This window comes from Streptomyces sp. NPDC001508 (assembly GCF_040298665.1).
Classification (GTDB): domain Bacteria; phylum Actinomycetota; class Actinomycetes; order Streptomycetales; family Streptomycetaceae; genus Streptomyces.
The window spans coordinates 1-11,943 of the sequence record NZ_JBEPAP010000049.1; the positions used below are offsets into that span (position 1 = coordinate 1).

Below are 11,943 nucleotides of genomic sequence, written 5' to 3' on the forward strand. Positions count from 1 at the left end.
GCGCTGCGAGGCAGCGGAGCACGGCGGCGCGGCAAGGCGGCGGTGAGGCGGGCGGCGGTGCGGCAGCGGGGTGGCGAGGCAGCGGCCTGGTGGGACAGCGGGGCGGAGAGGCGGGCGGCGGCGCGGCGAGGCGGCAGGGCAGCGGAGCGGCGCTGCGAGGCAGGGCGACGGCGCGGCGAGGCGGCACGACAGCGGGGCGGAGAGGCAGCGGTGGGACGGCGGTGGGACCGCGAGGCGGGCGGCGGTGCGGCAAAGTAGCGGAGAGGCGGCGAGGCAAGGCAGCGGCGAGGTAGCGGCAGGGCAGCAAAGCGGCGCTGCGAGGCAGCGGTGCACGGCGGCGAGGCAAGGTGACGGCAGGGCGGGCGGCGGCGCGGCTGGGGCGCTCTTCCGGATGCAGGGCGGGCCGTGGCGGTGAATCGTGAGAGTGTGCCACGGTCTCGCGGCACGGGTACCGATGCGGCCACACGGACCCGAGGAGGAGACATCATGTCGACGTCAGAACCCGAAACATCCCGGTCGCCCGACGACCGCTGCACCCCGGACGCCCTGCTCCACTCCGCCCCCGGCTCCGGTCTCGGCCCGGAGGACCTGGTCCTCGCCACCGGCAGGGACATCACCCCGGCCACCCTCGAATGGGCCCGTCGAAAACTGGCCGCGGAGGGCCCGGCCGCCATCGAAAAACTGCTGCCGTAGCCCACGGCCACCTCCGGCACCGGCGACCAGGCGACGGTGATCTGACCGGCCACACACCCGCCGAACAACGCGCCCCCAGCCGACCGAAACCCCCGGCCCACGGCCGGCCGGGCGACCGCGTCCGCCGTACTGCGCAACCCGCGGTCGGCCGTCAACCTCCGCCCACGGCCGGCCCCAGGGCCCACGCGCCATGAAAAAACATGCCGTAACGGCACACAACCACAACCGCCGTACGACGCGACCCACCCAGAGGCCGGAACAACCCACGCCCGTACGACACCCACGGCCCACGGCCGACCTCACAAGACCGCGCCACCACAACCGCCGCACGACGCGACCCACCCAGAGGCCCGACCAACCCACGCCCGTCCGACACCCACGGCCCACGGCCGACCTCACAAGACCGCGCCACCACAACCGCCGCACGACGCGACCCACCCAGAGGCCCGACCAACCCACCCCCGTCGCACAACCACAGCCCACGGCCGACCTCACAAGACCGCGCGACCACAACCCGTACGACGCGACCCACCCAGAGGCCCGACCAACCCACCCCCGTCCCACAACCACAGCCCACGGCCAGCGTCACGGGGCCGCGCGACCGCAAGCCGTGTGGCGCGACAGATGCGGGCCCGGTGGTCGGACGGCCGTCATCGCCGCGGCCACGCTCGGCCGCCGGGTCGCCGCCCTCGATGCCATCGACAAGCTGCGGCAGATCGACCGGCCGGCCGACTGACCGGCCGCGAAGGGCGTTTGCGCTGGCGGGAGTTGGAGTGCCAGGCGATCCGTGAGATTACCCGCTGGTCAATCCTGAAGGGATGAGGGGCACCGCTATCATCACACCCACACTCGGTGTAACCGCACGCCGACGCAGGGCTGAACGGTGCCCACCGCCTCCTTTCCTCCCCATGGCGCGCCGCCGACCCCGAGGCCACCCCTCTCCGGGTCCGTGACGGGTCCGCACCCCCCACTTCGTACGCCGTCGGGCCGGGCCGCCCGGGCGCCGTGCACGACCGGAAAGCAGCGCAACCATGAGCAACAGCAGGGGCAGAGGGCTGCAGGCCAATGCCCTCGGCACGTTCGACACCGTCGTCATGGCCGTCGCGGGCAGCGCTCCGGCCTACTCGCTGGCCGCCACCACCGCCGTGCTGGTCGGCGCGGTGGGCCTGGCCAGCCCGGCGGTGCTGCTGTACTGCGCGGTCCCGATGCTGGGCATCGCGCTGGCGTTCGCGCAGCTCGGCCGGATCGATGTGAACGCGGGCGCCGGCTACTCGTGGGTGGGACGCACGCTGCATCCGTGCCTCGGCTTCGTCAGCGGCTGGGCGCTGGTGGTCTCGGCGACCATCTTCATGGTGGCCGGGTCGCTGCCCGCCGGTTCGATGACGCTCGCGCTGTTCGACGAGCGGCTGGCCAAGGACACCGCCCTGGCCACGGTGGTGGGCGCCGGCTGGTTCCTGCTCATGCTCGGCGTCGTGCTGGGCGGTGCCCGGCTCGCCGTACGGGCGCAACTGCTGGTGTCCGGCGTGGAGTTGGCCCTGCTGGCGCTGTTCGCGGTACTGGCCGTCCTGCACACCGGCAACGCCCGCCCGTTCGACTGGTCCTGGCTGGGCTTCGGCCAGTTCGACGGGATGTCCGGGTTCGCCTCGGGCGCGCTGATCGCCGTCTTCTACTACTGGGGCTGGGACGTCGCGAGCAATCTGAGCGAGGAGACCCGCAACAGCCGTCGTACGACCGGACTCGCGGGCCTGGTCGGACTGGGGGTGGTGTTCCTGGTGTTCGAGGCGTTCACGATCGCCGTGAACGTCATCCTCTCCTCGGGGCAGATCGCCCGGAACTCGGCCAATGTGCTGGCCGTGCTCGGCGAGGAGATCTGGCCCGGCTGGGGCGGCAAACTGCTGGTCGTCTCGGTGATGCTGTCCACCGTCGCCACCCTGGAGACGACGCTCATCCAGGTGACGCGGTCGCTGTTCGCGATGGGCCGGGACCGCACGATGCCGTCCGCGCTGGGCCGGGTGCACCGCACCTGGAACACACCGTGGGTGGCGATCACCCTGGTCGGCGTGGTGGCGCTGGCGATGCTCGTCGCCGCCAACGTCCTCGGCTCGGTCGGTGAGGTCCTCTCCGACGCGATCTCGGCGATCGGCCTGCAGATCGCCGTGTACTACGGTCTCGCGGGGCTCGCGGCGGTCGTCGCCTACCGCAAGCTGCTGTTCACCTCGCCGGCCCGGTTCGTCCTCGGCGGTCTGTGGCCGTTGTTCGGCTCGCTGTTCATGTTCTGGGTCTTCGTCGAGTCACTGGGCGAACTCAGCGGTGCCGCCGTGGCGATCGGCATCGGCGGCCTGGCCGTCGGACTGGTGCCGATGCTCTGGTACTGGCACCGGGGCAGCGACTACTACCGGCCGGCCAGGCTGGACGCCACGCGCACCGTCGATGCCGGGTACGTCCTCGACGATCGCACGGTCGCGCGCTCCCACGTCCATGAGGGCCTCCCCACCGACTTCTGAGGGGACGAGTCCCATGGCGCGGGAACGTTTCACCCCCGACTTCGACCCCGACTGCGGGGACGCGCTGCTCACCTCCGCCCGCCACGACATCGTGATCGGCCGCTGGCAGGGGCTCCGTGACCTGCTGCGGGTCACCGGCGCCGACTGGCTCTCGCGGGGGCACCGGGTGCGGCTGCTGGCCCAGGCGTGCGCGGGCAGTACGACGGTGGAGTCCTGGCTGGCCGCCGAGCCGCACAGCGCCGACGCGCTGGTGCTGCGCGCGGCGACGGAGACGGTACGGGCCTTCACACTGGCCATCGCGGCGGGCCGGGGTGTGCCGATCGACCGGGAACGGATCGACACCGCCGTGCTTGCCTGTCTGCGGGCCACCGAGGCATGGCCGCAGGACCCGACGCCGTGGGTCTCGCTGATCTCGGTGGCCCGGCTGTATCCGACGGGGGTACGACGACGGGAACTGGCCCGCTGGTGGGACGAGTTGCACCGGCGCGACCGCTACAGCGTGGAGGGCCATCTCCAGGTGCTGCACTACTACTCGGCGCGCTGGCACGGCAGCCATGGCCTGATGTACGACTTCGCCCGGGACGCGGCGGGGGTCGCGCCGCCCGGCTGCGCGCTGCCGGTGCTGGTGCAGTACGCCCGGGTCGAGGAGTTCCGCTACGCCCTGGACAGCGCGCAGGGGCAGCACACGGCGGTCGGCCTGGGCCAGCACTGGAGCCACGACGGCGCGGTCAGCGATGTGCGCCGCACCTGGCACCGGTGGCTCGCGGGCCGGGACGACGCCGCCGTCGCCCCGGCCGAGTTGCGCGACCTGAACCATCTCGCCCATGCGGCCTGCCACGCGGGCACCAGGGACATCGCCGCGGCCGTGCTGCGCAGGATGGGCCGCCGCGCCACCCGCGTCCCGTGGTCCTACACGGGCGACCCGGAGAACCAACTCATACGCCGGCGCGGCGACCTGGGGCTATGACGGCGTGTCCCGGCCCTCGGCGGCCTGGGCCGGGAACGCGGAACGCCCGTCGATCGTCTACAGTTCCGTAGACCGTCTACGTCCATGTAGTCGAATGAAGGGGCGCGCGACGATGATCACTGCTGCACACCTGTCGTCGCAGCTCGCTGTCAACGTGCTGGATGCCCACTCGCTGCTGGCCGCCTTCGGCGTGCTGGGCGTCGGCGTGGTGCTCTTCGCCGAGACGGGGCTGCTGATCGGTTTCTTCCTGCCCGGCGACTCGCTGCTGTTCACGGCTGGCCTGCTGTGCACCGGCACCGCCGACCAGGGGCTGCGGCTGTCCCTGGGCCCGCTGCTGGTCGCCGCGGCGGTGGGGGCGCTGGCCGGCTCGCAGTGCGGATATCTGCTCGGCCGCAACGCGGGCCGCACGCTGCTCGCGCGCAGCCGCTCGGCGCGGCTGCACGAGGGCGCGCGGCGCGCCGAGGAACTGCTCGACCGCTACGGGCACGCGAAGGCGATCGTCCTCGCCCGGTTCGTACCGGTGGTGCGCACGGTGCTCAATCCGATGGCCGGGGCACTCGGCGTGCCCGCCGGTACGTTCACGGTGTGGCAGGTGATCGGCGGACTGGTGTGGAGCGTCGGCCTGACCCTGGCCGGGTATGCGCTGGGCTCCTCCGTTCCGAACATCGACAGATATCTGCTGCCGGTGATCGCGGTGATCGTGGCGGTGTCCCTGATCCCGCTCGTCGCCGAGGTGCTGCGTTCCCGCAGGGCGACGAAGGAGGCCCGGTGATCCACGCGTTCTCGCCCATGGCGCTCGACGGGGAGTCCTACGCGGACGTCGTGGGGCTGGCGCACCGCTCACCCAGCTGGCTCGACGACGCGGTGACGGCCTGGTCGGCCTACGGCCTGGCCCTCTTCGCGGTGCTGATGACCATCGGCTGGTGGCGTGCGCGCCGCGCGGGGGCGGGGGCCGCCCTGACGGCACTGGCCGTTCCGGTGGCCGTGCTCGCGGCGTTCGGCGTGGACAGCGGGCTCAAGACGCTGGTGCGGGAGAGCCGGCCGTGCCGGAGCCTGCGGGTCAGCACCCTGGAGGCGTGTCCGGCGCCGGGCGACTGGTCGTTCCCGAGCAATCACGCGGCGATCGCGGCCGCCGCGGCGGTGGCCCTCTGCTTCGTCTCCCGCCGGCTGGGCGCCGTCGCCGCCGTGGCCGCGGGCGCCATGGCGGTCTCCCGGGTGTGGATCGGCGTCCACTATCCGCATGACGTCCTCGCGGGCGTCGTGCTCGGCGCTCTCGTCGCGTTCGTGTCGATGACGGTGCTGCGGCGATGGCCGGGCGGGCTCGCCCGACGGCTGTCGGCGACCCGGCTGCGCCCGCTCCTGGTGTCATGAACCGCAAGGCCATCGCCGCACTCGCGGGCGGCATCGGGCTCGTCGCCTGGACCGCCTTCGGGGTGCTGGCCGCGGTCGTGGCCGGCGCCCACGGCGCTCCGCTGTTCCCGGACGAGGCCCTGCTGCACTGGTCCCTCGGCCACCGCCCGGCCGTGGCGCTCGCCGCGGCCCGCGGGCTGACCGCCACCGGCACGGGTGTGCTGCCGTACGCCCTGGTGGTGGTGGCCGCGCTGGTCGCGGGCCGCACCGCGTGGCAGCGGCTGCTCGCCGTGCTGCTGGGCGCGGCCTGCCTCGGCGCGGGACAGGCCGCGCGCCACGGCGTCATGGAGCTGGTCGCACGGGCCCGCCCGCCCCTGCCCGACTGGCGGACGCACGCCTCGGGCTGGGCCTTCCCCTCGGGCCACAGCACCACGGCGGCCCTCACCGCCGGGCTGGTGATCCTGGCGATCTGGGTGCGTGCCCCGCGCGGCAGAACGCCCCTGTGCCTGGCCGTCGGCTGCTGGGGCGTGCTGGTCGGGCTGACCCGGGTCCATCTCGGGGTGCACTGGTTCACCGACGTGCTCGGCGGCTGGCTGTTCGCGGCCGGCTGGCTCGGTGTCTGCCTGTACGCGGCGGCCCGGTGGCTGCCCGCCCGGCTCGTCACCGGCCCGGTGAGCACGCCGGACTCGAAGCACGCAAGGAACGCGACGAACCCGACGAACCCGACGGACTCGACACACCGGTCAGGCGAAGGCCCGCCTTCTCGTTGAGCGGGTCGGCCGCCCTCTCGCCGACGGTGGTGCACAGCGCCTGATCACCCAGAAGTAGACGGTGACTTCGGGCACCTTGTCCCAGCGCGGCCGGGGGCCACGGTTGCGGCCACGGGGGTCCGGGAGGTCTGTGATGTCATGAGGCCCGACGCTGCCCTCGGAAACCTGAACGCGTCCTGACCGCCCGCCGCTCCTCCGCGGGGCCCGCTCTACGCTGGTGGTCATGCGCACACCCGCGGCAGCACCGGACCCCCGCCCCTTCCGCGTGCTCCTCGTCGAGGACGACGACACGATCGGCCACCGGCTGGAGAGCGGACTGCGCGGGGGCGGCTATGCGCCGACCTGGAGCCGCACCGGGGCCGATGCACTGGCCGAGACCGAACGGGCGCCGTACCACGCGCTGTTGCTGGACCTGGGGCTGCCGGACATGGACGGCCTCGACGTCGCCCGCAGGGTGCGGGACCGGTTCCCCCATCTGCGGATCGTGGTGTTCACCTCCCGCGAGGACGGCGCCGACGTGGTCGCCGGGAGGGAGGCGGGCGCCGACGACCATCTGGCGAAACCGTTCGGCCTCGACGCGCTCCTGAGCCGGCTGCGGGTGCATCTGCGCCCCCGGTACTCGGCGGCCCCGCTGAGCGATCCGGTCCGCCTCGGCGACCTCGTGATCGACGCGGCGGCCCGGCGCTGCACCCTGGGCGACGCCGAAGTGCCGCTGGCACCCGAGGAGTTTGCCGTGCTCGTCGTGCTCGCCCGGTACTCGGACACGGCCGTGACCCGGCAGGCGCTGGCGGCCCGGGTGCGGGAGGAGGACCCCGCAGGAGCGGCGGCGGCTCTCGACGTCACCGTGGCGAGCCTGCGCCACCGCCTGGCCGGCGCGGCCCGGACCGCGCCGCGTCCGGTGCTGCTGCCCCGGATCTCCACCCTGCGCGGACACGGCTACCGACTGGAGACGGACCTTTCCTAGGGCCTCGTCGCCGACCGCCCGTTCACCGCGGACCGGACAACCTGGCCGAGGTTCTACCGGATCAGGTCCGCCGACCGGGTCGCCTCGGCATTGAGGGCCATGGGGATGCCCTCCGTCTTCTCGAAGTGCGCCAACTCGACCTGATGGGGCCTCACCATGTCCAGATGTCCGGCGCCGACCCGACCGTGCCGCGAAGGCGACCGCCGCGTGGTGGTCCGCGGGGTGCACCTTCTCCAGGTCGCGCTGGGCGATCAGGTCGCCCATGGTGGCCCGGCGGTCGCCGGCGATCAGCACGCCGTCGCGGTAGGCGAGGGCGAGCACCGTGGTGCCGTGCGGGAACCCGTCGTCCGCGGCCCGTACCCCGTCCGGGAACGGGGCCCGTACCCCGTCCGGGGACGGTGGGCGCGTCGGCAGCAGTTCGGGCCGGTGCGTGGCGAGGAACTCGGCGTTGGACGCGCTGCCGGGTGTGAAGACTCCTCCCCCAGCCGCCCGCCGGTGTCGTCTCCCACCACGGCATTCCCCCCCTCGTCCGGCGTCGTTCGTCTCGTCCGTCGCCGTCCGGCGCTGTCGTTGTGCGGCGTCGTTCGGCGTTGTCGTTGTACGGCGTTGTCGTTGTCCGGCGTCGTTCGGCGTTGTCGTTGTACGGCGCTGTCGTTGTGCGGCGTCGTCCGGTTCGGGCTTCGCCGGCATGCGGCTCTGCCTGACGCGGGCCCGAAAGATCTGCCTGACGCAGGCCTGAAAGCAACGCCGTGCCGTTCACAGCGCGTTGCGCCGCATCAGTACTCCGAGCACCAGCAGGCCCGGAACCAGGGGCAGCCACACGGTCAGCAGACGGTAGCCGAGCACGGCGGAGGCCGCCGCGGCGCCCGGGGCCCCGTTGACGGTGAGTGCGAAGGCGAGCGCGGCGTCCAGGGAGCCGATGCCGCCCGGGGTGGGCAGCAGGGCGGCGGCGCTGCTGGCGGCGAGGTACAGCAGCGCTACCCGGAGCGGGGACAGCGGCAGTTCGACGGCCTGGGTGACGGCGATCAGCACCAAGCAGTGCAGCGCGGCGAAGGCCAGCGAGCCGCCCCACAGGGCGGCGGCGCGGGGCGGTCTCGCGTGCACGGCGCGGACATCGGCGAGCACCGCCCCGACGGCCCGCCGGCAGCGGGGCCACAGCCGGGTGCGCGGCACAACCGCCAGGAGGGCGACGGCGGCGAGGGCGGCGCCGAACGCGACCGGGGGGATGCGCGGCAGGCGCAGCAGACCGGGGCAGGCCGCGGCGAGCGCCGCGATCAGCGCGCCCCGGGCGGCGGCGCCCGCGGTGGCCTTGACCGCGAGGGCGCTGGCCGCACGGCCCGCCGGGAGCCCGCAGCGCATCAGGAAGCGGAGGTTGACGGCACCCGCGCCGAGCCCGGCGGGCAGCACATGGTTGGCGGCGGAGGCGGCGAACTGCGCGGCCACCAGCCGGCCGCCGGGCAGCCGGCGCGGCACCGCGCCCTGCTGGGCGAGTGCCGCGGACGCCCAGGTGGCGACCGCCGCGGTGGCACCCACCAGCAGCCAGCCCTGGTCGGCGAAGGCCAGCCGCACGGCGCCCGTCTCGACGGTGGGCCAGTGCCGCCGGGCCAGCCAGGCGGCGACGACGAGCACGGCGAGGCAGCAGCCGGTGTGCCAGTAGGCGCGCCGCCGGCCGGCGGCGGTGGCGAGGTCCGCGGGGGCCGGCATCAGCCGGCCGCCGGTGTGACGTGGTAGAGGCGCAGTCCGCCGAAGGCGGTGGACGGCCAGGAGCGCGCGTACGCGGGTGGTCGGCCGCCCGCCGGCACGAGCGTGGCCACGGGGGTGCGGAGCGCGGCCTGTTCGATGCCCGCCCGGGTGGTGTTGGCGTTGTGGCCCGAGGTCGCGGCCGAGGAGCAGCCGGCGTAGAAGGCGATCGGGATGGCGTCCTGCCCGGTGAGCAGGCAGGGCGGCCGGACGCCCAGGCGGTGCAGTTCGGCCGCGGTGCGCGCCCAGTCGCGGTGGGCGGCCGTGGTGCGGGCGACGGTGTGCTCCAGCACGGCGATCTGCACCGCCAGGTGTGCGACGAGTCCGGCCGCGACCAGGCCGACGACCGCCGTCCGCCGGACCCGGCCGGTCGCGGTCACGGTCGCGGTCGCGAGGTGGACGAGCGCGCCGGCCACCGGGATGGCGAGCAGGGCGTAGGCGGGCAGCAGGAAGCGGGGCGCCGCGTATCCGATCATGAACAGGTAGGGGAAGGCGGCGGTGGCCGCGCAGAGCGAGGGCAGCAGGGTGCCGGCGGTGCGCCGGGCCCGTACGGCGACGGCCAGGCCGTACAGGGCGAGCACGGGCAGCACGAACCACCACACCGTGACCAGCGGATGGGGCATCTCCCCGGTGCACGGCCGGCACAGGGCACGGCCGCCGAGGCTGCGCAGTTGGTCGGCGACGGCGAGGTGCCGGCCGAGGCCGCCCTGGATGGCCGAGGCGTCGGACAGCCGCTGTGCGAGGCCGCCGTAGCTCACGTACGCCTCGATGACCCACTGGACGGCGCCGGCCGCGAGACCGGCCAGGAGGGCGGCGAGCGGGCGCCAGTGGCGGCGGTACAGGGCGACGGCGAGCAGCGGCAGGGTGGTCCAGACCGCGTCGGTGGGCCGCATCCAGGCCATCAGCGCCGCGCTCGCGGCCAGGCCCCACAGCGCGGCGCGGTCGGCCCGGTCGGCGCGGGCGCGCAGGAAGCAGGCCACGGCGGCGAGCGCGCCGACCGCGACCCAGTAGTTGGGCATGGCCTGCGGGCCGTAGAAGAGGGTCACCCACAGGGAGGCGAACAGGCCGCCCGCCAGGGCCAGGACGCGCACCGGGAACAGGCCCCGCCAGGCGCGCAGTGCCAGGAACAGGGCGAGTCCGGAGAGCACGGCGAGATAGCCGCGCAGCAGCGGTGTGGACGAGGACCAACTGGTCACCGGCGCGACGAGCAGGGAGATGCCGCGGGCGCGGGGCGCGCTGAAGAAGGCGGCGGGGGCGTGCCCGCTGACCTGGCTGACATACACGGTCTCGTCCCAGCCGAGGCCCATGCCGGGCCGTACGAGGGCGAGTTGGGCGAGGGTGAAGGCGGCGGCCACGGCGGCCGGCGGGCGGTTCCCGCGGAACATGCGGCTGACGCCGGATCGGGGGCGCCGTCCGTCGCGGCGCGTCCCGGTGAGTGTGACATTCGCGCTGCCGGCCATCATCCACCCCTCCAGCCCTACAACGTGTAGGGTTTCCGACACCCTACCGGCCGTAGCGCCGGGGGTGGGAGCCGAGGACAAACACGAGCAAAATAACCCTCCTCGACGGGCCGTGCGGTGCATCTGCGGCCATCAGTAGGACGGCCCTACGCGCTGTAAGGTTGGGGGCATGGCTGGCACGGATTCCCGCGGCAGGGCGGAACGGCGCAGCGCCGGGGAGTTGGAGAGCGAGGTGCTGGCCGCGCTCTGGGCGACCGAACGGCCGCTGACCCCCGCCGAGGTCCAGGCGGACATCGACGGCGCGCTCGCCTACAACACCGTACACACCATCCTCAAACGGCTGTACGACAAGGGACTTGTGCTGCGGGACGCCGACGGTCGGCGCGGCGCGTACCGGCCGGCGAAGAACGCGGCTGAGCTGACCGCCGAGGCCATGCACGAGGCCCTGGACCGCGGCCCGGACCCGATCGCCGCACTCCAGCAGTTCGTGACCGGGCTGAGCGTCGAGGAGGAGCGGGCCCTGCGCGACCTGCTGGGCGGGGGCGGCGTATGAGGGTGGACGTCTACACACCGCTGCTGCTGTCGCTGCTGCTGCCCGCCGTCAGCCCGGTGATCGGCCGCCGGATGGCCCCGGCGCTGGCCGCCCGCGTGCTCACCGCCGCGGCCGTGCTCACCGCGGCGGCCACCACCTGGTCCCTGGTGCTGCTGGCCACCGCGCTGGTCGGCAGCGCGCCCTCGGTGGTCGCCGAGGCCCACGAGGACGGGCACCGGCTGGTCGACCCGGTGCCCGAGGGGATCGGCATCGCGGCGTGCGCGGCGCTGGCCGTCGTCGCTTGGCGGGTGCACCGCGCGGTGCGGGCCGAACGCGCCACCCGGCGGGCCCTGCGGCGCCTTGCCCAGGGGCATCCCGCGGACACCGAACTGATCGTCGCCGCCTCCCCCGTGCCGCAGGCGTTCGCCATCCCGGGCCGTCCGGGACGGATCCTGGTGACCTCCGCCATGCTGGGCGCGCTCGAGCCGGCCGAGCGGCGGGTGCTGCTCGCCCATGAGCGGGCCCATCTCGCCCATCGCCACGGGGCGTTGGTGACGGCGGTCGCGCTGGCCGCCGCGGCCGATCCGCTGCTCGCCCCGACCCGTCGGGCCGTGGCGTTCCTGGTGGAACGCTGGGCCGACGAGCAGGCCGCGGAAGCGGTCGGGGACCGCGGGGCGACCGCGCGCGCCCTGGCCCGGGCCGCACTCACCGCCGGCCGCGCCCGGGCGGCATGCGCTCTCCGCTTCGCCGACCGGGCCGTCACCCGGCGGATCGCCGCCCTGCAGACGGCACCACCCCCACACCTGTGGACCGCCGCACTCGCCGTCCTCGCCCTCGGCGCCCTGTCCACCCTCTGCGCCGCCGACGCCACAAACGACCTCCTGACCCCCCTGACCAGCCTCCTCCTCTGAACACCCGACCCGGACACGGGCGTACGGGAGCGCCCAGCCGACCCGCTGCCCG

At 74.4% G+C, this 11,943-nt stretch carries 13 protein-coding genes and 1 pseudogene; 11 read left to right on the forward strand and 3 right to left on the reverse strand.

The annotated features are described in order from the left end of the window. The 9 genes from ABT245_RS32730 to ABT245_RS32770 all read left to right on the forward strand — a co-directional run. Positions 1–258, forward strand: a 258-nt coding sequence (locus ABT245_RS32730; RefSeq protein WP_351740690.1) for a hypothetical protein, incomplete at its 5' end; no start/stop codon positions are given. A 228-nt stretch (positions 259–486) separates the two neighbouring features. Continuing rightward, the gene (locus ABT245_RS32735; RefSeq protein WP_351740693.1) at positions 487–693 is read left to right on the forward strand and encodes a hypothetical protein; all 207 of its coding nucleotides are present in this window, start codon (positions 487–489) and stop codon (positions 691–693) included. 610 nt (positions 694–1,303) lie between these two features. Continuing rightward, on the forward strand, positions 1,304–1,429 hold the full coding sequence (locus ABT245_RS32740) for a hypothetical protein (protein ID WP_351740695.1): 126 nt from the start codon (positions 1,304–1,306) through the stop codon (positions 1,427–1,429). 295 nt (positions 1,430–1,724) lie between these two features. Then, positions 1,725–3,197: an APC family permease gene (locus ABT245_RS32745; protein ID WP_351740698.1), complete on the forward strand. Its 1,473-nt coding sequence runs from the start codon at positions 1,725–1,727 to the stop codon at positions 3,195–3,197. Positions 3,198–3,210: 13 nt separating this feature from the next. After that, on the forward strand, positions 3,211–4,164 hold the full coding sequence (locus ABT245_RS32750; protein ID WP_351740700.1) for a hypothetical protein: 954 nt from the start codon (positions 3,211–3,213) through the stop codon (positions 4,162–4,164). Positions 4,165–4,276: 112 nt separating this feature from the next. Next, positions 4,277–4,936: a DedA family protein gene (locus ABT245_RS32755; protein WP_351740702.1), complete on the forward strand. Its 660-nt coding sequence runs from the start codon at positions 4,277–4,279 to the stop codon at positions 4,934–4,936. Further along, positions 4,933–5,535 carry a phosphatase PAP2 family protein gene (locus ABT245_RS32760; protein WP_351740705.1) on the forward strand — a complete coding sequence of 201 codons (603 nt, stop codon included), beginning with the start codon at positions 4,933–4,935 and terminating at the stop codon, positions 5,533–5,535. The genes ABT245_RS32755 and ABT245_RS32760 overlap by 4 nt, the downstream gene beginning before the upstream one ends. After that, positions 5,532–6,284 (forward strand): phosphatase PAP2 family protein, encoded by a 753-nt coding sequence (locus ABT245_RS32765; protein ID WP_351740708.1) that lies wholly within the window; start codon positions 5,532–5,534, stop codon positions 6,282–6,284. Before ABT245_RS32760 ends, ABT245_RS32765 begins: the two co-directional genes overlap by 4 nt. A gap of 223 nt (positions 6,285–6,507) precedes the next feature. Beyond that, complete coding sequence (locus tag ABT245_RS32770; RefSeq protein ID WP_351740711.1) at positions 6,508–7,248, forward strand: response regulator transcription factor; 741 nt, start codon at positions 6,508–6,510, stop codon at positions 7,246–7,248. Positions 7,249–7,304: 56 nt separating this feature from the next. On the opposite strand, the pseudogene ABT245_RS32775 reads toward ABT245_RS32770, so the two are convergent. From ABT245_RS32775 to ABT245_RS32785, 3 genes and pseudogenes are all read right to left on the reverse strand, one after another. Continuing rightward, positions 7,305–7,760: pseudogene (locus ABT245_RS32775) on the reverse strand (proteasome subunit beta); the annotation flags it as partial. A gap of 244 nt (positions 7,761–8,004) precedes the next feature. Continuing rightward, complete coding sequence (locus ABT245_RS32780) at positions 8,005–8,952, reverse strand: lysylphosphatidylglycerol synthase domain-containing protein (RefSeq protein WP_351740713.1); 948 nt, start codon at positions 8,950–8,952, stop codon at positions 8,005–8,007. Further along, complete coding sequence (locus ABT245_RS32785) at positions 8,952–10,448, reverse strand: hypothetical protein (protein WP_351740846.1); 1,497 nt, start codon at positions 10,446–10,448, stop codon at positions 8,952–8,954. The genes ABT245_RS32780 and ABT245_RS32785 overlap by 1 nt, the downstream gene beginning before the upstream one ends. A 169-nt stretch (positions 10,449–10,617) precedes the next feature. Here ABT245_RS32785 and ABT245_RS32790 point away from each other — a divergent pair, with 169 nt between their 5' ends. Further along, positions 10,618–11,001 carry a BlaI/MecI/CopY family transcriptional regulator gene (locus ABT245_RS32790; RefSeq protein WP_351740716.1) on the forward strand — a complete coding sequence of 128 codons (384 nt, stop codon included), beginning with the start codon at positions 10,618–10,620 and terminating at the stop codon, positions 10,999–11,001. Beyond that, a complete protein-coding gene (locus ABT245_RS32795) occupies positions 10,998–11,891 on the forward strand; it encodes a M48 family metalloprotease (protein ID WP_351740719.1) in 894 nt (297 codons plus the stop codon). Before ABT245_RS32790 ends, ABT245_RS32795 begins: the two co-directional genes overlap by 4 nt. Positions 11,892–11,943 lie beyond the last annotated feature (52 nt).

Coding starts and splice junctions, on each gene's coding strand:
- ABT245_RS32790 (WP_351740716.1), top strand. CDS start 10,618: ATGGCTGGCACGGATTCCCGCGGCAGGGCGGAACGGCGCAGCGCCGGG.
- ABT245_RS32765 (WP_351740708.1), top strand. CDS start 5,532: ATGAACCGCAAGGCCATCGCCGCACTCGCGGGCGGCATCGGGCTCGTC.
- ABT245_RS32770 (WP_351740711.1), top strand. CDS start 6,508: ATGCGCACACCCGCGGCAGCACCGGACCCCCGCCCCTTCCGCGTGCTC.
- ABT245_RS32750 (WP_351740700.1), top strand. CDS start 3,211: ATGGCGCGGGAACGTTTCACCCCCGACTTCGACCCCGACTGCGGGGAC.
- ABT245_RS32755 (WP_351740702.1), top strand. CDS start 4,277: ATGATCACTGCTGCACACCTGTCGTCGCAGCTCGCTGTCAACGTGCTG.
- ABT245_RS32795 (WP_351740719.1), top strand. CDS start 10,998: ATGAGGGTGGACGTCTACACACCGCTGCTGCTGTCGCTGCTGCTGCCC.
- ABT245_RS32745 (WP_351740698.1), top strand. CDS start 1,725: ATGAGCAACAGCAGGGGCAGAGGGCTGCAGGCCAATGCCCTCGGCACG.
- ABT245_RS32780 (WP_351740713.1), bottom strand. CDS start 8,952: ATGCCGGCCCCCGCGGACCTCGCCACCGCCGCCGGCCGGCGGCGCGCC.
- ABT245_RS32785 (WP_351740846.1), bottom strand. CDS start 10,448: ATGGCCGGCAGCGCGAATGTCACACTCACCGGGACGCGCCGCGACGGA.
- ABT245_RS32735 (WP_351740693.1), top strand. CDS start 487: ATGTCGACGTCAGAACCCGAAACATCCCGGTCGCCCGACGACCGCTGC.